The 23,229-nt window shown below is 70.9% G+C and carries 19 protein-coding genes; 9 read left to right on the top strand and 10 right to left on the bottom strand.

Going from position 1 to position 23,229, the window contains the following annotated elements:
• Positions 1-32: 32 nt before the first annotated feature.
• Together HL652_RS20225 and HL652_RS20230 are read right to left on the bottom strand one after the other, a co-directional pair.
• Entirely contained in the window at positions 33-2,549 is a 2,517-nt protein-coding gene (locus HL652_RS20225; RefSeq protein ID WP_171706969.1) for a family 78 glycoside hydrolase catalytic domain, read from the bottom strand.
• Entirely contained in the window at positions 2,546-4,906 is a 2,361-nt protein-coding gene (locus HL652_RS20230; protein WP_171706970.1) for a beta-galactosidase, read from the bottom strand. The genes HL652_RS20225 and HL652_RS20230 overlap by 4 nt, the downstream gene beginning before the upstream one ends.
• A gap of 236 nt (positions 4,907-5,142) precedes the next feature.
• Between HL652_RS20230 and HL652_RS20235 the strand changes: the two genes are divergently transcribed.
• The 6 genes from HL652_RS20235 (at position 5,143) to HL652_RS20260 (ending at position 10,649) form a co-directional block, all read left to right on the top strand.
• A complete protein-coding gene (locus HL652_RS20235) occupies positions 5,143-6,120 on the top strand; it encodes a carbohydrate ABC transporter permease (protein ID WP_216603954.1) in 978 nt (325 codons plus the stop codon).
• Entirely contained in the window at positions 6,117-6,938 is an 822-nt protein-coding gene (locus HL652_RS20240) for a carbohydrate ABC transporter permease (protein ID WP_171706972.1), read from the top strand. The genes HL652_RS20235 and HL652_RS20240 overlap by 4 nt, the downstream gene beginning before the upstream one ends.
• 54 nt (positions 6,939-6,992) lie before the next feature.
• Positions 6,993-8,276, top strand: a complete 1,284-nt coding sequence (locus tag HL652_RS20245) for an ABC transporter substrate-binding protein (protein WP_171706973.1) — start codon at positions 6,993-6,995, stop codon at positions 8,274-8,276.
• Between the two features lie 71 nt (positions 8,277-8,347).
• Positions 8,348-9,367, top strand: coding sequence for a LacI family DNA-binding transcriptional regulator (locus HL652_RS20250; RefSeq protein WP_171706974.1), 1,020 nt, complete (start codon positions 8,348-8,350; stop codon positions 9,365-9,367).
• 117 nt (positions 9,368-9,484) lie between these two features.
• The gene (locus HL652_RS20255; protein WP_171706975.1) at positions 9,485-9,895 is read left to right on the top strand and encodes a nuclear transport factor 2 family protein; all 411 of its coding nucleotides are present in this window, start codon (positions 9,485-9,487) and stop codon (positions 9,893-9,895) included.
• 46 nt (positions 9,896-9,941) lie between these two features.
• Positions 9,942-10,649 carry a helix-turn-helix transcriptional regulator gene (locus HL652_RS20260; RefSeq protein ID WP_171706976.1) on the top strand — a complete coding sequence of 236 codons (708 nt, stop codon included), beginning with the start codon at positions 9,942-9,944 and terminating at the stop codon, positions 10,647-10,649.
• A 69-nt stretch (positions 10,650-10,718) separates the two neighbouring features.
• Here the strand turns inward: HL652_RS20260 and HL652_RS20265 are convergent, their stop codons facing one another.
• The 7 genes from HL652_RS20265 to HL652_RS20295 form a co-directional block, all read right to left on the bottom strand.
• The gene (locus HL652_RS20265; protein ID WP_171706977.1) at positions 10,719-13,349 is read right to left on the bottom strand and encodes a sensor histidine kinase; all 2,631 of its coding nucleotides are present in this window, start codon (positions 13,347-13,349) and stop codon (positions 10,719-10,721) included.
• A gap of 20 nt (positions 13,350-13,369) precedes the next feature.
• Positions 13,370-13,972 (bottom strand): potassium-transporting ATPase subunit KdpC, encoded by a 603-nt coding sequence (gene kdpC / locus HL652_RS20270; protein WP_171706978.1) that lies wholly within the window; start codon positions 13,970-13,972, stop codon positions 13,370-13,372.
• A 29-nt stretch (positions 13,973-14,001) separates the two neighbouring features.
• Positions 14,002-16,173, bottom strand: a complete 2,172-nt coding sequence (gene kdpB / locus HL652_RS20275) for a potassium-transporting ATPase subunit KdpB (RefSeq protein WP_171706979.1) — start codon at positions 16,171-16,173, stop codon at positions 14,002-14,004.
• A gap of 2 nt (positions 16,174-16,175) precedes the next feature.
• Positions 16,176-17,849: a potassium-transporting ATPase subunit KdpA gene (kdpA, locus tag HL652_RS20280; protein ID WP_171706980.1), complete on the bottom strand. Its 1,674-nt coding sequence runs from the start codon at positions 17,847-17,849 to the stop codon at positions 16,176-16,178.
• Complete coding sequence (locus HL652_RS20285) at positions 17,850-17,939, bottom strand: potassium-transporting ATPase subunit F (RefSeq protein ID WP_171706981.1); 90 nt, start codon at positions 17,937-17,939, stop codon at positions 17,850-17,852.
• Positions 17,936-18,076, bottom strand: a complete 141-nt coding sequence (locus HL652_RS20290; protein WP_171706982.1) for a hypothetical protein — start codon at positions 18,074-18,076, stop codon at positions 17,936-17,938. The genes HL652_RS20285 and HL652_RS20290 overlap by 4 nt, the downstream gene beginning before the upstream one ends.
• A gap of 123 nt (positions 18,077-18,199) precedes the next feature.
• Positions 18,200-19,597 (bottom strand): alpha-amylase family glycosyl hydrolase, encoded by a 1,398-nt coding sequence (locus tag HL652_RS20295; RefSeq protein ID WP_171706983.1) that lies wholly within the window; start codon positions 19,595-19,597, stop codon positions 18,200-18,202.
• 108 nt (positions 19,598-19,705) lie between these two features.
• Here HL652_RS20295 and HL652_RS21825 point away from each other — a divergent pair, with 108 nt between their 5' ends.
• The 3 genes from HL652_RS21825 (at position 19,706) to HL652_RS20315 (ending at position 21,617) form a co-directional block, all read left to right on the top strand.
• A complete protein-coding gene (locus tag HL652_RS21825) occupies positions 19,706-20,608 on the top strand; it encodes a recombinase family protein (protein ID WP_253743516.1) in 903 nt (300 codons plus the stop codon).
• Positions 20,609-20,719: 111 nt separating this feature from the next.
• A complete protein-coding gene (locus HL652_RS20310) occupies positions 20,720-21,244 on the top strand; it encodes a nucleotidyl transferase AbiEii/AbiGii toxin family protein (RefSeq protein ID WP_253743518.1) in 525 nt (174 codons plus the stop codon).
• 73 nt (positions 21,245-21,317) lie between these two features.
• Positions 21,318-21,617 (top strand): hypothetical protein, encoded by a 300-nt coding sequence (locus HL652_RS20315; protein WP_171706984.1) that lies wholly within the window; start codon positions 21,318-21,320, stop codon positions 21,615-21,617.
• A gap of 45 nt (positions 21,618-21,662) precedes the next feature.
• Here the strand turns inward: HL652_RS20315 and HL652_RS20320 are convergent, their stop codons facing one another.
• Complete coding sequence (locus HL652_RS20320) at positions 21,663-23,219, bottom strand: helix-turn-helix transcriptional regulator (RefSeq protein WP_171706985.1); 1,557 nt, start codon at positions 23,217-23,219, stop codon at positions 21,663-21,665.
• Positions 23,220-23,229 lie beyond the last annotated feature (10 nt).

A 23,229-nucleotide genomic window follows, 5' to 3' on the forward strand; every position in this document is an offset into this window, starting at 1 on the left:
CCTCACGCGCCGTCGGCGCCTTGGTGTCTCGGTCAGTTCTGGTGGATGCGGGTGCCCGGGGGCACCTCGATCCGGGCCTGCACGGTGGGCGGCAGGGTCAGGTCGAGCCGCACCCCGCCGTCGGGCATCCGCTCCCACGCGACCGACATGAAGCCGGCCGGGGAGTCGAAGGTGGTGGCGGCCGATCGCACGCCCTCCAGGAAGACGGGCGCGATCGTCACCCGCTGCCAGCCGATCGAGTCCATCGATTGCCGCAGGCCCGCCACGTCTCCGGTCAGCCAGTCGTCGATGACGCCCAGCATGAAGTGGTTCTGCGAGGCGACCCCGGTGCTGCCGTCGGGGCCTTGCCATGATTCGGTCAGCGCCGTCGCCCCGACCGCCACCTGGTAGCCGTACCCGGGAACATCCGTGCGCCGGATGATGCGGTCGAGAAGCTGCGCCTGCCCCGCCTCGGTCAGGGCGCGGATGAACGACGGCAGCGCGACCTCGCCGACGGTGATCGTCTCGCCGGCCGCCTCGATCGCCGCGAGGAGCCCGCGCATGGCCTTCTCGCGATCCGCCGCCGAGACGCGGCCGGCCGACCAGGCGAGGGCCCAGCTGCCCTGACTCCCCGAGCCCCAGGTCTTGGTCGAGGGGTCGAAGAACGCCCGCTCGAAACGAGCCCACACGGCATCGGCCCGGTCGGCGAAACGGCGCGCCGACGCCGCGTCGCCGATGAGCTCGGCGCACTGGGCCGCGCGGTCGAGCGCGAGCCCCCAGCCGTGCGTCGACACCATCGAGCGCGGGGTCGAGTCGTCGATCTCGATCCAGTCGCCCAGGCCGAAGTCGAGCAGGTCGTCGTGCGAACGGCTTTCGAGGTAGTCGAGGTAGCCCACCATGGCTCCGAACGCCTCGCGCACGACGGTGTCGTCGCCGTAGTGGCGATACAGCTGCCAGGGCAACTCGATCACGGCCCGGCCCCAGTTGGGGTCGCTGCGGAAGGCATCGAGGTCACCCTTGATCGGGTACTCGTCGAAGACCACGAGCTCGGGGGCGATGTTGGGGATCAACCCGTCGATGGTCTGCGACGCGACCATCTGGCGCACCATCTCGCCGAGATGGGCGCGGGCGTCGTACCCGCGCGCGATGACGTCGAAGCAGTAGTGCAGCTGCTCCAGCCAGCCGAGCTTCTCGCGGTGCGGGCAGTCGGTGAAGACGCTGTACATGTTGCTCTGCACGGCACGGTCGATGATCGTGTGCAGGCGGAGCAGGAACTCGTCGCTCGACGAGAAGCCGCCGACCCGTTCGTTGTCGACGCGCATCACCTCGAAGCTCACCGAGGAGTCGGGCTCGTGCGGCGTCAGCCCCGACACCTCGACGAACCGGCCGCCATGGTAGACGGTCTCGGGAGACCACTCGGTCTGGCCGGCGTCGGTCACCAGGGTGTCCCAGATGGGGGCGCCCGTGGTGCGCTGGTCGACGGATGACCCGTTCACGAGTTCGGCCGGAACCAGATCGATCCGGGCACCGGGCGACGCGGAGGTCAGCGACAACCGGGGCCGCCCGGCACTGTTCGTGCCGAAGTCGATCAGCCGCTTGCCGCCCGCGAGGTGCTCCACCGAGCGCGGCTGCAGCACCTCCGTGACGCGGATCGGCGGCGTGGCGCGCCACCGCGGGGCGGGGGTGTGCGGCACGACGGCGGCGGCTCGCCACTCGGTGGTCTGCGAGGCATCGTGGGTCTCGCCGCCGTACCAGTGCGACTCGCGGATCGGGCCGAGCCTCGACTCCCAGTCGGCACCCGTGGCGACCGTCTCGATGCGTCCGTCGGCATACCGCACGTCGAGGCGGGCGCGCACCCACACCGGCTGCCCGACGCGGCTGAACTTCGTGTAGCGCTCGCCCCGCGGAAGGTAGGCGAGACCGCCGCCCAGAGCGAACGCGAGCTCGTTCCCACCCGGGCGCAGCAGCGTCGTCACGTCCCACGCGCTCGCCGGAGCGGCCGCGTCGAGGTTCGCGTAGCCCGGTTCGAGCTCGGCGTCGATCGCCCGCCCTCCGTTCAGACGCGGCACCACGACACCGGCCGCCGAGAGGTAGAGGCGCGCGGCGGCCACGTCGCCCTCCACCCGGAAGCTGCGCCGCAGCTCGGGGAAGGCGGCGGGCGCCTGCTCCCCGGGGAGCACCCACTCGGGGTCGGTGACGGCCTCCGCCTCCCACTCCGCCTCGCTCCACAACGGCGCTTCGACCGACGCCGGGTTCGACCAGTTCGCCTGGCCGCCGAACTCGGCCCCGACCCTCCACCAGACCCGATCCCGACTGCGCAACGGATCGGCCGGCCACGGGATGCTCGTGACCCCGCCGGCCTCGCAGGTCACGTCGAAGAGGTCGGCGGCGACCTCGTCAGCGGCCTCCGGCGATCGCGAACCCACGACGCGGAACCGCTCGGGAGCTTCTGCCCCGTCGAACCTCCACGACAGCACCGGTGCGGGGCGCATCCCGCCGATCGGGTCGTGCAACCCATCGGCGCGGAGGGCGCGAGGAGCGGATGCGCGCGCGGGCGACTCGACCGTCACGACGGGAGCTCGGCGTGCCAGGGCACCCGGGTGACCACGCGGAGCGAATCGAGCGACCACAGGGCCCCGGCGACGTCGTCGCGCTTCCGCTGGGCGGAGGCCGGAAGGCCCACAGCGGCCTCGGGCGACAGGGGAAGGATCTCCAGTGCGACGGCGGCGCCCTCGGGAAGCACCCCGAGATCGATCACCCATTCCGTGCCCGCCCAGAACTGGTCGGCGACCACCTGCCCTCCGACGAGCAGCCGCGCGACGTCACCCGTCCAGCGCACCTCGAGTTCGCTGTGGGCGGCGAGCTTCGCGGGCAGGGCGAGCTCGTAGCGGGCCGCTGCCCGCGCGAAGTCGCCGTCGGTGGGTGCCGACGCCCGCCCCTCGGCGCTGCCGTACCCGGCCGGGGGCACGGCGGGTGCCGACGTCGGGGTCGCCGGAACCGGCTCGCCGACCGCGGTGCCCTCCACGATGGCGTCGACACGGACGAACCCTCCGCGCAGCGGCGAGTACACCCGCGCTTCCGGGCGGGCCGAGCCCGTCCTCCCCCTCAGCCGGCCCCCGTGGCACCAGACGGGCTCCTCCGACAGCACGAGCATCCTCGTCGCGCCGTCGTCGAGCACCCAGGTCTCGTCGGCGACATCGGCGGGGAGCGCGAGAATCGCCAGCGGAACCCCCTCGGTGACGACGGTGAACGCCGTGATGACCGACGCCTCCGCCGTGATCACGCCGTCCCGTTCCGTGATGCCGGGCACCGGGATGCCGGGCGCAGGGCCGAGCACCGTCGTGCCGGGACCGAAGCAGAACTCGGCGGGCACGCCGCGCTCGGCGGTCAGCACCAGGGTTCTCTGCGGCCCGCCGTCGAGCACGGTCAACGGGCTCGCGGTGGCCCACCTCAGCACGGTTCCCGACACCTCGAGGTTGATCGGCCAGTGCGCGATCGTTCCGGCCGGGATGGTCAGAGGGGCCGCGGGGAACGTGACGGTGTCGTCGTCGAGCTCCACGGTGAACTGCGCCCCCTCGTACTCCTCGAGGAGATCGTAGGGCTGATGCCAGGTCACGAACACGAAGCCGGTCCGGCCGTCACTGCGCAGCGCCCAGCGGAGGGTGGTCGTGTCGTCGACGCCCGACGGGAGGGTCTGCGGCAGGGTCGAGGGCATCGGCGCCAGCGCCTCGCCGAAGGCGGCGAGGAACGCGTGCTGGCGGCGCAGCTGCGCGTGGGAGTCGCGGATGCGGCCCGTCGCGCTGATCGGCGCGCCGAAGTCGTAGTCGAAGACGGCGAGGTCGTTCGGGTAGCGCGAGGCGTGCGACTCCTGCATGCCGGCGGCGCCCCGGGGGTTCGTGCCGCCGGTGTACATGTAGTACCCCTGCCAGCCCGAACCGTTGCCGATCTTGTTGTGGGCGACGGCGGCGATGTCGGCACCGGTGAGCACCGGTCGCCGGTGGTACGCCCGTGCCATGCCGCCGCCGAGCTCGCAGGTGGCCGCGGGGTAGAGCGGGGAGGGCGTGCGGGCGGGTTCGATCATGGATCCTCCGCCGATGCCGCCGTGCTGGCGGAGGTCGGCCCCGATGCCGGGGTCGTCCCAGACGTGGGAGAAGAAGAAGTGCTCGTGGAAGGTGACGTCCCAGGGGGCGTCGTGGTCGACCCAGAAGCCGTCGCCGTAACCCCCGAACAGCGGGAGCACCTCGTCTTCCGGCAGGGCGGCGCCGCCCCAGCCGGTCGCCGTCCAGATGGGCGCCGACATGCCCGCCTCGCGGGCCAGCCGCTTGAGGGTGCGGATGTGCTCCGGCTGGTCGTAGAGCTCGTTCTCGATCTGGATGCCCACGACCGCGCTCGACGGGCCGAAGACGCCCCGCAGCTGCTCGCCGAGTGCCCGGTACCACCCGGCGACCAGCTCGAGGTAGCCCGGGTCGTCGGTGCGATGGGCGACCTCTGCCGCCTGCACCCAGTCGGGGAAGCCGCCGTTGCGCGCCTCGCCGTGCACCCAGGGCCCGATGCGCAGCACCACGTCGAGCCCGAGCTCGGCGCAGGTCTCCACGAAGGCGCGGATGTCGAGCTGGTCGTCGAAGCGCACCACGCCGCGCTGCTCCTCGTGGTGGATCCAGAACACATAGGCGGCGACGACGGTGATGCCGCCCGACCTCATCAGGAGCAGACGCTCCTTCCACAGCGCGCGGGGCACGCGGCTGTAGTGCAGCTCGCCGGAGACCGGGATCGCCGGCCGGCCGTCGCGCACGACGTAGTGGTCGGTCAGCCGGATGCGCTCGTGCCGGTCGACGGCGTTGCTCATCGCGGGCAGCGACGTCTCCGACCCCCAGGGTCGGTGCGCGACGCGCAACGTCGCCGTCAGTTCGCCGGGAACCAGGGTCATCGCAAAATCCTCCAGGGATGGGCGGGTGGCGGCGCACTGCATCGTCGAGTGCGGCGGTGTCACCATACTGGAAACGATAACAGTCAGTCCACATGCCTGACGGCGCGCTCGACGATGCCGCGACCGAATTGCGGTGGGCGCACCGCGCATGTCAGACTGTTATCGTTTACAGGTCCCTTCGATGGAGATGGAGCGAGATTAATGTCTCTCCTCGGCAGTCACGCGAGCATCCGGTCGTGACCGAAGTCCTGAACAGTCCCGCCACCGCGGAGGCGGCGGAGCGCCGGCCCGTGAGGCGCCCCCGCCGCGGCGGCAACAGCGGCCTCGGAGGAAACGGCGCCTCCGGCGGGGCCCTGCGCACACCGGTGTGGTTCATCGTGCCGGCGCTCGTCGTCTACGCGGTCATCGTGCTGTGGCCGAACCTCCAGGGGCTGTTCTACTCCCTCACCGACTGGGACGGACTCGGCAGCACGTGGTCGTTCGTCGGCTTCGGGAACTTCGCCGACGTGCTCCAAGACCCCAACACCCTGCGGGCCATCGGCAACACCTTCCTGCTGACCGTCGTGGTCACGGTGTTCCAGAACCTCATCGGCCTGCTGCTCGCGCTGGGGCTCAACACCCGCGTCAAGAGCCGCTACGTGCTCCGCCTGGTCTTCTTCCTGCCGGTCGTGCTCACGCCGATCGTCGCCGGGTTCCTCTGGAAGTACCTGTTGAGCCCCACCGGCACCATCAACACCGCGCTCGAGTCGGTCGGCCTGTCGGCACTCCAGCAGGACTGGCTGGGCAACCCCGACATCGTCATCTTCTCCATCGCCGCCGCCATCATCTGGCAGGGGGCCGGTTACTCGATGGTCATCTTCCTGGCGGGTCTGCAGGGGGTGCCCGAAGACGTCTTGGAGGCCTCCTCGCTCGACGGGGCGGGATCGTTCCGGCGCACCGTCAGCATCGTGCTGCCGCTTATCAACGGAGCGATCGTGGTGAACGTGCTGCTGACGCTCATCGCCACCCTCAAGCAGTTCGACATGGTGTTCGCGATGACCAAGGGCGGGCCGGCCGGTGCCAGCGAGACGATGGCGACCATCGTCTACAAGACCGCGTTCACCTACCTGCAGTACCCGACCGCGCTGGCGCAGGGTGTGGTGCTGACCATCATCGTCGGCGTCATCGCCTTCGGGCAGTTCCGTCTCACCCAGCGCAAGGGAGAAGTCTCGTGAATCGCTACACCGCGAAGACCGCGGTTCTCGAGGTCGTGCTCATCGTCGCCGGCCTGGTCTTCATCGCGCCGCTGGTCGTGATGGTGTCGGTGGCGCTGCGAGACCCCGACGGCGACGTCGGTCTCCTCGGCTTCACCTGGCCGCTCAACTTCGGCAACTTCGGCACGGCGTGGGTGCAGTCGGCCATGGGGGCGAGCCTGCTCAACAGCGCCTTCATCACCTCCGTCTCGGTGTTCCTCATCATCGCCCTCGCCTCCACGGCCGCCTACACGCTGACCAGGAAGACCCGACGGTGGTCGCGCGGGGTGTTCTACCTCTTCCTCGCCGGCTTCCTCTTCCCCGGCCAGCTCGCGATGCTGCCGCTGTACCTCTGGTTCGCCAGCATCGGGCTGGTGGGCACCCCGGTGGCCGTGATCGTGATCAACGTGGGTGGCTTCCTCCCGTTCGCGATCTTTTTGTACTCGGCGTTCCTGCGCGACCTCCCGCGCGACTACGAGGAGGCCGCCACCATCGACGGCGCGCGCCCGAGCCGGGCCTTCCTCTCGGTCGTGTTCCCCCTGCTCCGGCCCATCACCGGCACGATCGTCATCCTGAGCGGCCTGGCCATCTGGAACGACTTCTTCACGCCCCTGCTCTATCTCTCCGGCAGCGGCACGTCGACGGCACCCCTGTCCGTGTACACCTTCGTGAGCACCTACGGGGCGAACTGGCCCCTCGTCTTCGCGGCGCTGATCATCTCGATCATCCCCATCCTCATCGCCTACTTCCTGATGCAGCGGTTCATCATCCGCGGCTTCGCATCCGGTCTCAAAGGCTGATCTCCCGACCCACCACAGCAACACCCATCCCTGCACACCCTTGAAAGGAACACGATGTCATCGAAGACTCGTCCCGTTCGCGTCGCCGCGGCGATGCTGACGATCGGCGCCGTCGGCGCCGCACTGGCCGGATGCTCCACCACCGTCGGCGGCGGGGGTGGCGACGATCAGACGCTGACCGTCGGCACCAACGGCAACACCGGCATGCTCGCGGTGATCGACAAGTTCGAAGCCGACAACCCGGGCGTCACCGTCACGATCCAGGATTCGCCCGACGCCTACCAGCAGGTCACCGCCACCCAGCTCACGGGTGGCACCGCACCCGACGTCATGCAGGTCTTCCCCGGCACGGGCAACAACGTGAGCGTGAAGATCGCCGGCGACAAGGGCTTCTTCGCCGACCTCAGCTCGGAGGAGTGGGTGGCGAGCCTGCCCGACGCGGCGAAAGACCTGCTCACGACCAACGACGGCGAGGTGGTCGCCGTGCCCATGACGTTCTCGTCGATCGGCGCGCTGTACAACACCAACGCCCTCGCCGAGGCCGGTCTATCGGAGCCGACGACCTGGAGCGAGGTGCTCCAGTTCTGCAGCGACGCCACCGCCGCCGGCAAGGTGGCCTACGGCCTCGGGCTCTCCGACGCCTGGACGACCCAGCTCATCCCGTACGCCCTCGTCGCGACCCTGGTCTACGCCGACGACCCCGACTTCGCCGAGCAGCAGGCCGACGGAACCGCGAGCTTCTCCGACTCGAAGTGGAAGGAGGCGTTCCAGAAGTACCTCGACATGGATGCGGCGGGCTGCTTCAACCCGTCGCCCAACGGCACCTCCTACCAACAGGTGCGTGACGCCATCGTCGCGGGCACCACGCTCGCCACGGTGACCGTGGCGGCCGAGAGCAAGGCCATCGCCGCGACCGGCGGCAGCGACCTCGTTCTCGACCTTCAGGCGTTCCCGGCGACCGACGACGCCGCGGGCACCTACCTCTCCGCCACCGTCGGCCCGTCGTTCGCCGTGAACGCGAAGGCCGGCAACCAAGACCTGGCGAAGAAGTTCGTGGCCTACCTGGCCGAGCCCGAGACGCAGATCACCTACGCCGACGCCTACGGCGACACCGCGGCGCTGCCCGGCGACCTGACGCAGGACTCGCAGGTGTCGCAGATGGCCGCCGAGTTCATCGCGAAAAACCAGATCTCCACCTGGCCCGACCAGCTCTGGCCGAGCACCACCATCCAGCCCGCCGTGTTCGACGGCGTGCAGGGCCTGTTCGCGGGCTCGGTCGACATCCAGACCGTGCTGAAGAACATGGACGACGCGTTCGCCGAGGGCGCTTCGCAGTGACCGACAGCCGTGTTTCCGCGCGCCGGAATCGCGCGGAAACACGGCGTCTTCGTCCCTAGACTATGAGGATCATGAGTCCGACGCCGACGGCACCACCTCGCCGGCCGACCATCGATGACGTGGCACGCGAAGCCGGTGTCTCCAAAGGCACCGTCTCCCGGGCGCTCAACGGAGGCCGGTGGGTCAGCCCCGAGTCGCAGAGGGCTGTGGATGCGGCGGTCAAGAAGACCGGCTACCGCGCCAACGCCTACGCGCGCGGGCTGAAGCTGCAGCGCGCCGGGTCGGTCGCGTTCCTCCTCGGCGAAGACCTCGACCGCATGTTCAGCGACCCCAACTTCGCCGTGCTCATGCGGGGCGCCTCCGAGAGCCTGGCCGAGCGGAACATGGCGATGGTGCTCCTCCTGGCCGGGGCCGCCGAGGAACGCAAGCGAGCGCTCGACTTCATCGGCGCCGGGCAGATCGACGGGGTCATGCTGGTCTCCTGGCACGAAGACCTCGGCGTGCTCGAAGACCTGCATCGGGCGGGCATCCCCACCATCTTCTGCGGGGTGCCGCAGAGCGACCGTGGCGCGGTGAGCTACGTCTCGGCTGACGACTACGAAGGCGCGATGCAGATGACCGAGCACCTCCTTTCGCGGGGGCGGAGCCGCATCGCGATGATCGCCGGGCCGCGCCACGGTGTCACGGGCTCCCTCCGGGTGGACGGTTTCCGCGCGGTGCTCGGCGACCGCGCCGACCCGAACCTCATCGTGCACGGCGACTACTCGCGCGAGAGCGGCGCGGAGGCGATGCGGGAGCTTCTCGCACGCGACCCGCACATCGACGGGGTGTTCGCCGCGAACGACCTCATGGCGGCCGGGGCCATCGCGGCCGCCCAGCGGGTCGGCCGGCGGGTGCCGCTCGACATCTCGATCGGGGGCTTCGACGACAGCTCGGCGGCCGTGGCGAGCGACCCGCAGATCACCACCATGCGCCAGCCGTTCCAGCGCATCAGCAACGAGATGACGAGGCTGCTCATGGAGAGCATCGCCGGGGCGCCGGCCGCCCACCTCAGCCTGCGCACCGAACTGGTCGTCCGCGACTCGACCTGATCGGCGGTTCGACCCGATCGAGGGTCCGACCCGATCGACGGCCCGACCCGATCATGCCGAGATCGGATGCGCGAACACCGACACACAGCTGTCGCGGCGGTGTTCGAGGCTTGGTGCATGACTGATCTGACACACGACACGAACCCGGCCGCTGCCCGCGAGGCGCTCGACCTGTGGCTGACGATGTGGAACGGCGACGGCGGCCTCGCGCGACGGATCTGCGCTGCCGACTTCCGCATCCGTTTCGCCGTCACCGAGGTGGACGGGTCGACGCCTGCCGACGACATCCGCTCGGCCGACGACTTCGCGGAGTACCTCGACTGGTGGCACGGGGCGCACCCCGGGTTCGTGTTCTCGGCCGTCGCCGACGCGATCGACGGCCGGCACGGGCGGCTGATCTGGGACATGGAGGCGGGGGAGGTGCACATCGGCGGGGTCGACGTGTTCGACTTCGACGCGGAGGGGCGGGTCACCCGGGTGTGGTCGGCGGGCGGGCAACGGAGCATGCGGAGCGGGCCGGAGGCCTGAGCGCCCGCCCCGCCCGACCGTCGGTGGTGCCTGCGAGGATGACTGCATGAAACGAGCCGAGCGGCTCTACGCTCTCGTCGACGTGCTGCGCGCCGCCGACCGGCCGTGGTCGGCGGCGCGGCTCGCCCGCGAGTTCGAGGTGTCGACGCGCACCATCGAGCGCGACATCGGGTCGTTGCAGGAGGCCGGCGTGCCGATCTACGCCGACCACGGTTCGACCGGCGGCTACTCCATCCTGCGCGAGTACTCCCTCCCGCCGCTGAAGCTCACGGCCGCCGAGTCGCTCGCCACCCTCGCCGGGCTGGCGTTGCTCGACTCCTCGCCCTACCAAGCCGCCGCCCGCCGTGCCCGCGCGAAGATCGCCGCGACCGTGAGCGACGAAGACCGCGCCCCGGTGCGCGAACTGCTGCAGTCGATGCACGTCATCGACGCCGTTCCGCTCACCGACGAGGTCGTTCCGCTCGGGATGCTCGCCGACGTCATCGCCGCCCGTCGCGTCGTCAGACTCACCTACGCCGACACGCATGACGACGGAAGCCCGAAGGTCACCGAGCGCGAGGTCGAGACCCTGGGCCTCCTCCGCGCGGGCGAGTCGTGGCTGCTCGCCGGCTGGTGCCGCCTCCGCGGCGCCATCCGCGGCTTCCGCATCGAGCAGATCACGCACCTCGATATCCTCGACGAGGTCGCCCCCGCCCGCGACCCCGACCTCTGGGCAGCCGACCTCGCCCGCTGGCCGACGCGAAGCCTGGGCTGAGCGGCTGCGCCGCCGCAGACGCGTTCGTCGCAGGCCCCGCGGCGCCGTCATCGCGCCGTCGCGCCGTCTTCAGGACGCGCCGCTCGCGGCCTCGGCCGCGTGCAGCGTGACGACCATGGTCGAGCCGCCGCCCGGGGTCTCCTCAAACTCGAGGGTGCCGTTCATGCCCTCGATGAAGCCTTTCGAGAGGGCAAGGCCGAGGCCGAGGCCGGTGGTGTTGTCGACGTCACCGAGGCGCTGGAAGGGTACGAAGATGTCGTCGCGGCGGTCTTCGGGCACGCCGGGTCCGCGGTCGATGACGCGGATCTGCACGGTGTCGTGAAAAGCGGATGCGGCGACCGCGACGGTCTGATCGGCTGGCGAGTAGCGCAGGGCGTTGGAGAGCAGGTTGACGAGCACACGCCCGAGCAGCACCGGGTCGGCCTGCACCGGAGGGAGGTCGGCGGGCAGGTCGAGGTCGACGGCGGACGGGCCGACGTCGAGCTCCTCGAGAGCGGCGGGCACGAGGTCGGCGAGGTCGGTGGGCCGGGGCGAGACGGCGAGCACGCCGGCCTGCACCCGGCTCACGTCGAGGAGGTCGGTGAGCAGGCGGGTGAGCTGGTCGAGGCCGGTCTCGGCCGTGTCGAGGAGCACGTCGCGATCGGCCGGCGACAGGGTCGCGCCCGGAGCGCGCAACCCGGTGATCGCGGCGGTCGCGGCCGCCAGAGGGCGACGGAGGTCGTGGCCGACGGCGGCGAGCAGGGCGCTGCGCACCCGGTCGGCGGCGGCGAGCGGCGCCATCGCGCGGGCCGTCTGCTCGAGGTCGGCGTGCTCGAGGGCCGTGGCGAGCTGGGCGACGATCACCCCGAGCAGCCGGCGGTCCGACGACTCGAGCGAGCGGCCGTGCAGTTCGAGGGTGGCGTCGTCGTCGATCGGGATGCGCACACCCGGCTCGTCGCCCGCAGGCTCCCCGTCGCTCGCCAGCACCCGCTCGCGAGAGGCGGCCGTCTCGCTCCCGCCACCGTCCGCGCCGCCTTCGGCAGCCCTATGAGACCCGGCCCCGGCCCGGCCTTCCGCTCCCACGTCGCGCGCGGCCCCAGCATCCGCTTCCCCGGCCGCGGCCGGTTCCCGGATCAGGATGCGCACACCCGTCAGCCCGAAGGCCTCGCGCGTGCGGGTCACGAACGCCTGGAACGCGTCCTGCCCCCGCAGCACCTCGCCGGCGACACCGGCGATGAGCTCCGACTCGGCGGCCGAACGTCTCGCCGCCCGGGAGCGTCGCGCCGCCTGGTCGACCACGATCGACACGAGCACGGCGATGACGACGTAGAGCACCAGCGACAGCGCGTGCCGCGGGTTGTCGATGTGCACCGTGTAGAGCGGGTCGACGAAGAGGAAGTCGAGCGTCACCCCCGACAGCACGGCCGCGAACAACGCCGGCCAGATGCCCCCCACCAGCGCGACCACGACGACGAGCAGCTGGTAGCTCAGCACGTCGGAGGTGATCGACTCCTCGTTGTGGAACAGCGACAGCAGCCAGGTGAGCAGCGGCCCACCCACGAGCGCCACGACGAACCCGTACACGCGCCGCCGCACGGTGAGCGAGCCGTGCGCGTGCGGCAGCGACAACCGCCGTCCGCCGGCGGCGGCGTGGGTGACGATGTGCACGTCGATGTCGCCGGACTCGCGGATGACGGTCGCGCCGATGCCGGCGCCGGTGACGAGGGCGGTGAGGCGGGAGCGGCGGCTGACGCCGATGACGAGCTGGGTCGCGTTGGCCGAGCGGGCGAACTCGACCAGCGCGGCCGGGATGTCGGTGCCCACGACTTGATGGAACGTCCCGCCGAGGCTCTCGACCAGGGACCTTTGCGCGGCGAGGGCGCCGGGGTCGGCCTGCCTGAGCCCGTCCTGGCTGGTGACGTGCACGGCGAGGAGCTGCCCGCCCGCGGACCGGGCGGCGATCCGTGACCCGCGCCGCAGCAGCGTCTCACCCTCCGGCCCACCGGTGAGGGCGACGACGACCCGTTCCCGGGCTTCCCATTTCTGCCCGATGCCGTGCTCGAGGCGGTATTTCTGCAGGGAGGAGTCGACCTCGTCGGCGAGCCACAACAACGCGAGCTCTCGCAGGGCGGTGAGGTTCCCGAGCCGGAAGTAGTTCGACAGGGCTGCGTCGATCCGCGCCGCCGGGTAGACGACCCCTTCCGAGAGGCGGTCGCGGAGGGCTTGGGGGGCGAGGTCGATGACCTCGATCTGGTCGGCCTGCCGCAGCACCGCATCCGGGATCGTCTCCCGCTGCGGCACCCCGGTGATCTGCTGCACCACGTCGTTGAGCGACTCGATGTGCTGGATGTTCACCGTCGAGATCACGTCGATACCGGCGTCGAGGAGGGTCTCGACATCCCGCCACCGCTTCTCGTGCCGTGAACCGGGCGCGTTCGTGTGGGCGAGTTCGTCGACGAGGGCGACGCGGGGTGCGCGGGCGAGCACGGCATCGAGGTCCATCTCCTGAAGCTCCACACCCCGGTGCGAGACGACGGCGCGGGGGATGATCTCGAACCCCGCCGTCATCGCCTTGGTGGCGGCGCGCCCGTGGGTCTCGACGACCGCGACGACCACGTCCTTGCCCGCGGCCCGCAGCCGCCGGCCTTCTTCGAGCATGGCGTAGGTCTTCCCCACCCCGGGCGCCGCCCCGAGCAGCACCCGCAACCGACCCTGCCTCATCGCGACGCCACCGCGCGCGATCAGCCGGCCAGCTGCGACAGCGCCACGTTCAGCTGCAGCACGTTCACCGTCGGCTCGCCGAGGTAACCGAGGTCGCGACCCTGCACGAACGAGTCGACCAGCCCCTTCACCTGCTCCTCGCTCAGCCCCCGCGCCGTCGCGACCCGCGCGACCTGCTCGTAGGCGTACTCGGGGCTGATGTGGGGGTCGAGCCCCGAGCCCGACGTGGTGAGGGCGTCGACCGGGATGCTGTCGGCCGGCACCCCGTCGGCCTCCGCGATGGCAGCGCGCCGGGCTTCGATCTCGGCGAGGAAGTCGGGGTTCTCGGGGCCGTAGTTGCTCGCCACCGACGCTCCGCCGTCGTAGCCGGCCGCAGAGGGCCGCGACTGGAACCACTCGGCAAGGGCGGTGCCGTCGGCGTCGGCGAATGACTGCCCGAGGAGCGACGAGCCCACGGGCTCGCCGTCGACGGTCACGATGCTGCCGTTCGCCTGAGCGGGCAGGGCGAGCTGGCCGATGCCGAGCACGGCCACGGGGTAGGCGATGCCGAGAACGACGGTCGCGACGATCATGTAGCGCAGAGCGACCCAGTAGGGGCGGGCGAACCCGCGGGTGGTAGCCATGATGAGGTCCTGTTCTGAGAGGGAGGGGTCTAGAAACCGGGGATGAGGCTCACGACGAGGTCGATAAGCTTGATGCCGATGAACGGCGCGATCACCCCGCCGAGCCCGTAGATGAGGATGTTGCGGTTGAGGATGCGCGACGCCGACATCGGCCGGTACGTCACGCCGCGCAGCGCCAGCGGGATGAGCGCGATGATGACGAGCGCGTTGAAGATCACCGCCGACAGGATCGCGGATGCGGGCGAGTGCAGCCCCATGATGTTGAGCAGGCCGAGACCCGGGAACACCGCCGCGAACATGGCCGGGATGATCGCGAAGTACTTCGCGATGTCGTTGGCGATCGAGAAGGTGGTGAGCGCACCGCGCGTGATGAGCAGCTGCTTGCCGATGGCGACGATGTCGATGAGCTTCGTGGGGTCGGAGTCGAGGTCGACCATGTTGCCGGCCTCCTTCGCGGCGCTCGTGCCCGTGTTCATCGCCACCCCGACGTCGGCCTGAGCGAGCGCGGGCGCGTCGTTCGTGCCGTCGCCGGTCATCGCGACCAGCCGCCCGCCCTCCTGCTCCTTCTTGATGAGTGCCAGCTTGTCTTCGGGGGTCGCCTCGGCGAGGTAGTCGTCGACCCCCGCCTCCTCGGCGATCGCCTTGGCGGTGAGCGGGTTGTCGCCGGTGATCATGACGGTACGGATGCCCATCGAGCGCAGCTCGGCGAAGCGGGTGGCCATGCCCTCCTTGACGATGTCTTTGAGGTACACCACCCCGAGCAGCTCGGCGGGGTGACCCGGTTCGCGCACGGCCACTACGAGCGGGGTGCCGCCGAGCCCGGCGATGCGGTCGGTCTGTTGCTGCAGCTCGTCGAACAGCGAGCTCCCCACGGTGCCGGTCTCGCGCGCCCAGGCCGTGACGGCGGAGCCTGCCCCCTTGCGGATCTGGCGGCCGTCGGCGAAGTCGACCCCGCTCATCCGGGTCTGTGCGGTGAACGGCACGATTTCGCCGTCGACCTGCGATGGGCGGCGGAAGCCCTGGGCCTCGGAGAGGTCGACGATCGACTTGCCCTCGGGAGTGGGGTCGGAGAGCGACGAGAGCGCTGCCGCGTCGCGGAGCGCGAGGGCGTCGACGCCCTCGAGGGCGACGAACTCCGAGGCGCGGCGGTTGCCGTAGGTGATGGTTCCGGTCTTGTCCATGAGGAGGGTGGTGACGTCGCCGGCGGCCTCCACCGCACGGCCCGACATGGCGAGCACGTTGCGCTGCACCAGGCGGTCCATGCCGGCGATGCCGATGGCCGAGAGCAGCGCGCCGATGGTGGTCGGGATGAGGCACACCAGCAGGGCGACCATCACCGCGATGGAGGGGGTCGCATCCGAGTACCCGGCGATCGGGCCCAGGGTGAGCACCACGATGAGGAACACGATCGACAGGCTCGCCAGCAGGATGTTCAGGGCAATCTCGTTCGGCGTCTTCTGCCGGGAGGCGCCTTCGACCAGGCGGATCATGCGGTCGACGAAGGTCTCGCCGGGCTTCGAGGTGATGGTCACCACGATGCGGTCGGAGAGCACGCGGGTGCCGCCGGTGACGGCGCTGCGGTCGCCGCCCGACTCGCGCACGACGGGGGCCGACTCGCCCGTGATCGCCGACTCGTCGATCGAGGCGATGCCGTCGACGATGTCGCCGTCGCCCGGCACCAGCTCGCCGGCGGTGACGATCACGACGTCGCCGAGCCTGAGGTCGGCCGAGGCGACCTGCTCGGTGGAGGCGCGCTCGGCAGCAGCATCCGCTCGCTCGTCGTAGCCGACGACCCGGGTGGCCATCGTGCTGGTGCGGGTGGCGCGCAGGGTGGCGGCCTGCGCCTTGCCGCGGCCCTCGGCCACGCTCTCGGCGAGGTTGGCGAAGAGCACGGTGAGCCACAGCCAGACGGCGATGGTCCAGGTGAAGGCGATGCTGGTGGCCTGCGGGCCTTCCTCGGCGGGGAGGAACGGCTGCGCGATCGCGATCACCGTGGTGAGCGCCGCTCCGATCTCGACCAGGAACATCACCGGGTTGTGGCACATCTCGCGCGGGTCGAGCTTGCGGAACGCGCCGGGGAGGCCCTGGGCGAGCTGAGGGAGACTGAAGGTGCGGCGGCCGGCGGGCCGGGTGCGCGCATCCGCTGCGGGCGCGGTGGGGGTCGACGGCTCGGGAGAGCTGGTCGGGGTGAGGGTGGACATGGTTACTGGAGCCCTTCGGCGAGTGGTCCGAGTGCGAGCACGGGGAAGTAGGTGAGCGCGACGACGATGACGATCACGCCCAGGAGGAGGCCCACGAACTGCGGGCGGTGGGTGGGCAGGGTGCCGGCGGTGACGGGCACCTTGCTCTGCGCGGCGAGCGAGCCGGCGAGGGCGAGTACGAGCACGATCGGGATGAACCGGCCGAGCAGCATCGCCACCCCGAGCGCGGTGTTGAACCACGGGGTGTTCGCGGTGAGGCCGGCGAAGGCCGAGCCGTTGTTGTTCGCGGCGCTGGTGAACGCGTAGAGCACCTCGGTGAAGCCGTGCAGGCCCGGGTTCCAGATCGACGTGCCCTCGACGTCGTCGCGCACCGCGGGGATCGCGAAGCTGAGCGCGGTGCCCACGAGCACGAGCGTGGGGGTGGCGAGGATGTAGAGGCTCGCCAGCTTGATCTCGCGCGGGCCGAGCTTCTTGCCGAGGTACTCGGGGGTGCGGCCCACCAGGAGCCCGGCGATGAACACCGTGATGACGGCGATGACGAGGATGCCGTACAGGCCCGCCCCGATGCCGCCCGGCGCGATCTCGCCGAGCATCATGTTGAACAGGGTCATCATGCCGCCGAGCGAGGTGAAGCTGTCGTGCATCGAGTTGACCGCGCCGGTCGAGGTGATGGTCGACGTGGTCGCGAACAGGGTGGAGCCGACGATGCCGAAGCGCTGCTCCTTGCCCTCCATCGCGCCGCCGGCGAGCTCGGTGCCCGTGCCCGATCCTGCGAGCTCGAACGCGGTGAGCGCGGCGAACGACACCACGAACAGGGCGCCCATGGCGGCCACGATCGCGTAGCCCTGGCGGTTGTCGCCGACCATCTTGCCGAAGGTGCGGGGGAGGGCGAACGGGATGGCGAGCATCAGCACGATCTCGACCATGCTGGTCCACGGGGTGGGGTTCTCGAACGGATGCGCGGAGTTGGTGTTGAAAAACCCGCCGCCGTTGTTGCCGAGCAGCTTGATGGCCTCCTGCGAGGCGACCGGGCCGCCGGGCACGGTGGCGGTGCCGCCCGTGAGCGTAGTGACCTCGGTGAAGCCGTTGAAGTTCTGGATGACGCCACCGGCCAGCAGCACGATGCTCGAGAGCACGGCGAGGGGCAGCAGGATGCGGAACGTTCCGCGGGTGAGGTCGACCCAGAAGTTGCCGAGGGTGCCGGTGTTGCGGCGGGCGAACCCGCGGATGAGGGCGATCGCCACGGCGAGACCGACACCGGCCGAGACGAAGTTCTGCACCGCCAGGCCCGCGATCTGCACCGTGTAGCCCATCGTGACCTCGGGGGAGTACGACTGCCAGTTCGTGTTGGTAACGAACGATGCGGCGGTGTTGAACGACAGGCCCTCCGGCACGGCCGGGAGGCCGAGGGAGTAGGGGAGCACCGCCTGCAGGCGCTGCAGGGCGTAGACGAGCAGCACGCCGATGAGCGAGAACGCGAGCACGCTGCGCAGGTAGGCGCCCCAGCTCTGCTCGCCCTGGGGGTCGACGCCGACGATGCGGTACAGGCCGCGCTCGAGCTTCAGGTCTTTCGCGCCGGTGAAGGTGAAGGCGATGTAGTCGCCGAGAGGGTGGTACAGCACGGCGAGGATGAGGGCGAGGGTCGCGAGCTGCGCGACGAGGAGCCAGATCTCCATCTAGAACTTCTCCGGCTTCACGAGAGCGACGACCAGGTAGGCTACGGCGGCCACGCCCAGCACCGCGGCGACGAGTTCGAGAACGATCACAGCTTCTCGACCCCCCACGCGACGAGGGCGACGACGCCGAAGACGGCGAGGATCGCGACGAGATAGACGACGTCGAGCACGGTGTTCTCCATCCGACAGGCGCCCGGGGTGGGCGCACAGGTACGGATGACGATCATGCTCGGCCGAACCGCTCCGACCGCCCGTCCTAACGACTTCCTGACGCCCGCACCGCCGCACGCCCAAAAATCCCTACGCGATCCTGACGCCCGGCCCGCCGCCGGCTGGATGCGTGGGCTGGGTCAGGCGCTCAGGACGGCCCAGGCGTGGGCGGGGAGGGTGGCCTGCGCGCCAGCGAGTGAGGCGGTGCCGGCGAGGAGTTCGGTGGCGTCGGCGATCGGCAGCTCGACCGGCTCGTCGGCGAGGTTGAGGGCGGTGACGATCGTGCCCGAGCCGGTCGCGGTGCGCACGACGAGGGCGGTGTTCGTCAGGTGCAGCACGTCGGAGCGGGCGCTGTGCAGCCACGGGCGCTGGCGGCGCAGGGCGATGAGCTCGCCGTGCAGCGCGAGCAACTCGCGGGCGTCGGGGCCCGCGCCCGGCAGTGCCGCGGGCAGCTCATCGGGGGCGGGCGGCACCGGGGGGAACTCCGGGCGCACAGCGTCGTCGCCGCCGAGCCGCTCCTCCTTCACCGCACGCAGACCGTACTCGTCGCCGGCGTAGACCATCGGGGTGCCGGCCAGCGTGAACAGCAGGGCGAGTGCGTGGGGCAGATGCTGCGCATCCGGAATCGCCGAGGCGATGCGCGTGACGTCGTGGTTGCCCACGAAGGTGGTGGGCACGAAGCGCTCGAGCAGCTCGTTGCCGCGCTCGATGGCGTGCTTGGTCTCGAACAGGTTGGTGTCGGCGAGTCCGTGCCAGATGCCCTGCCAGAGCTCGTACTGGGTGAGTGAGTCGAGCCCCGACTCGGCGACGATGGCGAGGGCGTCGCCGTGGATGACCTCTCCGGTGAACCAGGCATCCGGATGCGCCTCCCGCACCCGCGGCAGCACCTCGGCCCAGAAGGCGGGCGGCACCGCATAGGCGGCGTCGAGGCGCCAGCCGTCGGCGCCCCGGTCGAGCCAGTACGTCATCACCTCGGCGACGAGGTCGGCGACGGCGGGCGCGGAGTGGTCGAGGGCGACGAGCTGGTCGTGGCCCTCGAAGACCTCGGCGCGCACGGGGTCGCCCGGCCGCCAGCCCGCCCAGTCGATGCGGAAGAGGTCGGCCGTGGCGGCATCCGGGCCCGTCTCCTCCACCGTGGCGAACGCCGGATGTGCCCGGCCCACGTGGTTGAAGACCCCGTCGAGCAGCACCCTGATGCCGCGCTCGTGCGCCGCCGCGACGAGCCGGTCGAAGTCGGCGTCGTCGCCGAGCCGCGGGTCGATGCGGAAGTGGTCGACCGTGTCGTACCCGTGCGACGTCGCCGCGAACACGGGTCCGAGCGCGAGCCCGTTCAGCCCGAGCTCGACGACGTGGTCGAGCCACGCCTCGATGCGGCCCAGGCGATGCTCGACGCCCTCCGCCTCCGGCGCGTGCGCGTCCTCGGCCGGGGCCGTGTGCCCCGCTGCCACCTCCGTCGCCGGCTCCGGCCGCACCGGCGCCCCGACGAACCCGAGCGGATAGACGTGCCACCACATCACATGATCGACCCACGAACCCATCCCCCCAGCCAACACCCCCCAGCCCGGCTCCGCCGCAGGGCTGAGACTTCGCCCGAAACACTACGCCACCGTTTTCGGGCGGACGTATAATGCGCTCGGAGGTGCGACATGGCGACCGTCGTCGGTTACGCGACCGTGCAGCAAGCCGGTGATGACCTCACGGAGCGCGAGGCGGCACTCCGAGGTGCAGGAGTCGATCGCGTCTTCGTCGACCGCCTCGAGACGAGCGGCACGGGACCTCGACCGCAGTGGCGTGCTTGTGTGGAGGGGCTCGATCCAGGCGACTCGGTGGTCGTGCCCACTCTGGGAGTGCTCGGCGAGACCGATCGCGTGGTCGTCGAGGCGCTCGCCGATCTGTCCCGCCGTGGGGTGGGCATCAGGAGCATCGCCGAGCCTGCGATCGATACGAGCCCCCAGGGCGGCGCGCTCTACGACATCGTCGCGGTGTTCGAGGGTCTACGCACAGAGCGAATCCGCGAACGAACCCTCCGCGGACTGCATCGCGCCAGGTCGGAGGGACGCGTCGGCGGCCGCCCCTCGGTGATGACCGCCGAGCGGATGGCCGAGGCCAGGCGGCTGCGTGCTCGAGGGGCCAGCATCGCCGAGATCGCCCGCTCGATCGGGGTCGGCTCGTCGTCGGTGTCTCGCGCATTGGCGAAGCATCGGGTGGGCGCTGACGCACCGGAAGCCGAGGCGCGCGTGTTCTTCCGCGACACCAAGCCCTACGAAGCCCCGGCGACCCTCGACGACCTCGAGGGCCCCGCGCGAGGCACGGTCGATCTCCCGCACTCCGTCTATTGGGGGCCGGAGCGTGCGGTCGATCTCGGCACGCCGGGCGGCATCCGCAAGGCTTACCAGGCTGTTCTACGTGAGGGGACCGCTGCAGACCAGACCCGCCTTCTCAATCGGGAGGTGTTGCGCCGGGAATGGAATGAGCTGGCCCTCCCCGACAGGGTGCGGGTGCTCTGGGAGTCGCGGTTCCCCGAGCTCCGCACGCGGGCGTCGGCATGAGCGACCTCGACCTCCAACGCACCGTCACCCGGGTAGCCCTGCGAGCATCCGGCTCCCGGCTTCGCGCTCGCGGGCAGTGGAGCCATCCGCGAGCACGGTGTCATCGACAGGTTGAGCGAAGACGTCGACCTCTTCACCTCCGACACGAGCCCGCAGAACTTCGATGAGGCAGTCGAGCAGGTCATCGCCGCCCTGTCCGCCTACGGTCTCGACGTCGACACCGCGCGCCGCACCGACCGGTTCGCGCGCCTGATCATTCGAACGAGCGACGGCCGGCGGATCGACGTCGACATGGGCATGGACTGGCGAGAGGCCGAGCCCGTCGCGCTCGAGGTCGGGCCCGTGCTGAGCATTCAGGATGCGATCGGCAACAAGGTGTCCGCCCTCTACGGCCGAGCGGAGGCTCGCGACTTCTTCGACGTCGACGCCATCCGCGCCTTCGGCCGCTTCACCGACGCCGAACTGATCGAGGCGGCCCGCGAACGCGACCCCGGGTTCGACCCGCGGATCTTCGCGTCGCAACTCGAACGTGTCGAACGAGTCACTGTCGAGGATCTCGGCGAGTACGGGGTGGGAGGAGACGAGCTCGCGGCACTGAAGGCGCGGCTGCTCAGCTGGGCGGCTGCGCTGCGATAGGGCCGATGCCACGGCAGTGGCGGCGCCGCCGTTGGGGGTAGGGTCGCGCCTCAGGGGTAGGGGAGGTGGGCGGATGTCGCTCGGTGCGGTGGTGTTGTTCGTGCCCGCGGTGCTGCTCGCGCTCGGAGGTGCGGTGACGGTCGTGTGGGCGCTTCGGCGGAGGCGTGGAGGCGGTGCGGGGTGGGTCGCCGTCGTGCTGCGGGTGGTGGCGGGCGTCGGAACGATGGGGCTCGCGGTGGTGGCCGTGTCGCCGTTGTGGAGCGGGATGCAGTACGGCGTCGTCATTCTGCCGGTCGCCGCCCTGGGCGCGGCGGTGGTGCTGAACGCGGTGCTGCTCGGGGCGGCTGCACTGGTGGTGCGCATCCGTCGCTGAGAGCGAGCGAAAAGTGCTTGACCCGGCGCGGGAGCGCCCCTAGGTTCAGGCCCCCGGATGCGCCCCGAAGCGCACGGCGAGGTCGCCGAGGGCGGCCTTGGAGTTGACGCCGGTCTTGCGGTAGATGCTGCTGAGGTGCGTCTTCACGGTGTTGACCGAGACATAGAGGCGGGCGGCGGCGTCGGCGCTGCTGTCGGTGCTGAGCACGGCGGCGAGCACCTCGTGCTCCTTGCTGCTGAGGCGCACGAACGGGTCGACGGTCGCCGACTGGGCGCTCGACAGGATGCGTCGCACGATCGCCGACGGCAGGGCGTCGGGCCGCAGTGCCACGAGCTGCTCGAGGTCTTCACGGGGCAGCAGGCTGAGCGAGTAGAAGCTGCCGTGGGTGGTGGAGAGCGCCGCCGCGCGGGCGAACTGCTCGGCCGCAGACGAGTGGTCGCCGGCGTGCAGCTCGGCGGCGGCCCGCACCGCCAGCACCGTCCCCGTGGTGCGCGGGGCGTCGAGCGCGTGCCCGTGCAGGGGCGACACGATGCGGCTCGCCGCCGCGTAGTTGCCGAGCCTCGCCTCGGCCGCCGCCCTGGCGCACAGCAGCGTCTGCCCGGCCAGCGTGTCGCGGTCGGCCTCGAGCGCGTTGAGGGTGGCGCGCGACTCCGACGGGTGCCCCGCCGCCGATTGCAGGATCGACCGGGCGACCGCGATCACCGCCCCCGTCGTGCCCTGCCGCGTCACCCGCTCGGGGAGCGCCGCCGACGACCCGTCGATCTGCGAGAGCAGCTCGAACGCCGCCTCGGGCCCCGGCACGGTCATGGCGGCGAGCAGCTTGTGGAACGGCCACCGCTCCGGATGCTGCGACAGGTCGGCCCGCGCGAGGCTCGAGCGCGCCTCGTCGAGCCGGAACTCGTCGATGAGCAGCATGGTCGAGGCGAACACCGCCGGCAGGGCGGCCCGGCTGAACCACCACTCGCCGTCCTCCGGCACCTTGTCGAGCCAGATGCGCGCCTGGATGCCGCGGCCGGCCAGCGCATGGATCCACGCCGAGGACGCCGCAGCGGTGACCTTCACCATCTCGTTGCCGACGACCATGGCGGCGTCGTACGCCTCGACGTACTCATGCACGGCCCGGTCGGCGTCACCGACGTACTCCCACACCAGCCCCCACTGCAGCTGCAGGTCGGGAAGGCCCTGGGCGAGCTGCTCGCGGGCGAGTGCGCTGCTGTCGTCGAGCAGGGCGCGGGCCTCGCCCGCGGCGTCCGCCGCTTCGGCCAGACGGCCGTCGGCGCGGGCGATGGCGGCGTGGCTCGTGAGTTGGGCGAGCGAGTCCATCAGGCTCACGGGTGGCCCCGGGAACGGCGCCCCGCGGAAGCGGGTGGTGGTGGGCGCGCCGGAGAGGCGGCGGAGGTACTCCGCCGCCAGCACCAGGCGAGGATGCTGCACCAGCACCTCGTGCGGCAGCCGGGTGACTGCCTCCTGGAGGGCATCCCGCCGCGTCGAGATGAGCGTCGACCAGTGCACGTCGAGCAGGCGAACCGTCTCGTTCCAGTCGGCGGAGTGCACCGCCTCGAGGAGAGCGCTGCCAGGGTCGGCTGACGGATCAGACGTCACGACGAACCGC

Origin of the sequence: Herbiconiux sp. SALV-R1 (assembly GCF_013113715.1) — a bacterium.
Lineage (GTDB): Bacteria > Actinomycetota > Actinomycetes > Actinomycetales > Microbacteriaceae > Herbiconiux.

Bases quoted from the DNA above. Each gene is read 5' to 3' on its own strand.
- kdpA (WP_171706980.1), bottom strand. From the start codon at position 17,849: ATGGAGATCTGGCTCCTCGTCGCGCAGCTCGCGACCCTCGCCCTCATC.
- HL652_RS21825 (WP_253743516.1), top strand. From the start codon at position 19,706: ATGGCGACCGTCGTCGGTTACGCGACCGTGCAGCAAGCCGGTGATGAC.
- HL652_RS20250 (WP_171706974.1), top strand. From the start codon at position 8,348: ATGAGTCCGACGCCGACGGCACCACCTCGCCGGCCGACCATCGATGAC.
- HL652_RS20290 (WP_171706982.1), bottom strand. From the start codon at position 18,076: ATGATCGTCATCCGTACCTGTGCGCCCACCCCGGGCGCCTGTCGGATG.
- kdpB (WP_171706979.1), bottom strand. From the start codon at position 16,173: ATGTCCACCCTCACCCCGACCAGCTCTCCCGAGCCGTCGACCCCCACC.
- HL652_RS20265 (WP_171706977.1), bottom strand. From the start codon at position 13,349: ATGAGGCAGGGTCGGTTGCGGGTGCTGCTCGGGGCGGCGCCCGGGGTG.
- HL652_RS20260 (WP_171706976.1), top strand. From the start codon at position 9,942: ATGAAACGAGCCGAGCGGCTCTACGCTCTCGTCGACGTGCTGCGCGCC.
- HL652_RS20295 (WP_171706983.1), bottom strand. From the start codon at position 19,597: ATGGGTTCGTGGGTCGATCATGTGATGTGGTGGCACGTCTATCCGCTC.
- HL652_RS20255 (WP_171706975.1), top strand. From the start codon at position 9,485: ATGACTGATCTGACACACGACACGAACCCGGCCGCTGCCCGCGAGGCG.
- kdpC (WP_171706978.1), bottom strand. From the start codon at position 13,972: ATGGCTACCACCCGCGGGTTCGCCCGCCCCTACTGGGTCGCTCTGCGC.
- HL652_RS20245 (WP_171706973.1), top strand. From the start codon at position 6,993: ATGTCATCGAAGACTCGTCCCGTTCGCGTCGCCGCGGCGATGCTGACG.
- HL652_RS20315 (WP_171706984.1), top strand. From the start codon at position 21,318: ATGTCGCTCGGTGCGGTGGTGTTGTTCGTGCCCGCGGTGCTGCTCGCG.
- HL652_RS20230 (WP_171706970.1), bottom strand. From the start codon at position 4,906: ATGACCCTGGTTCCCGGCGAACTGACGGCGACGTTGCGCGTCGCGCAC.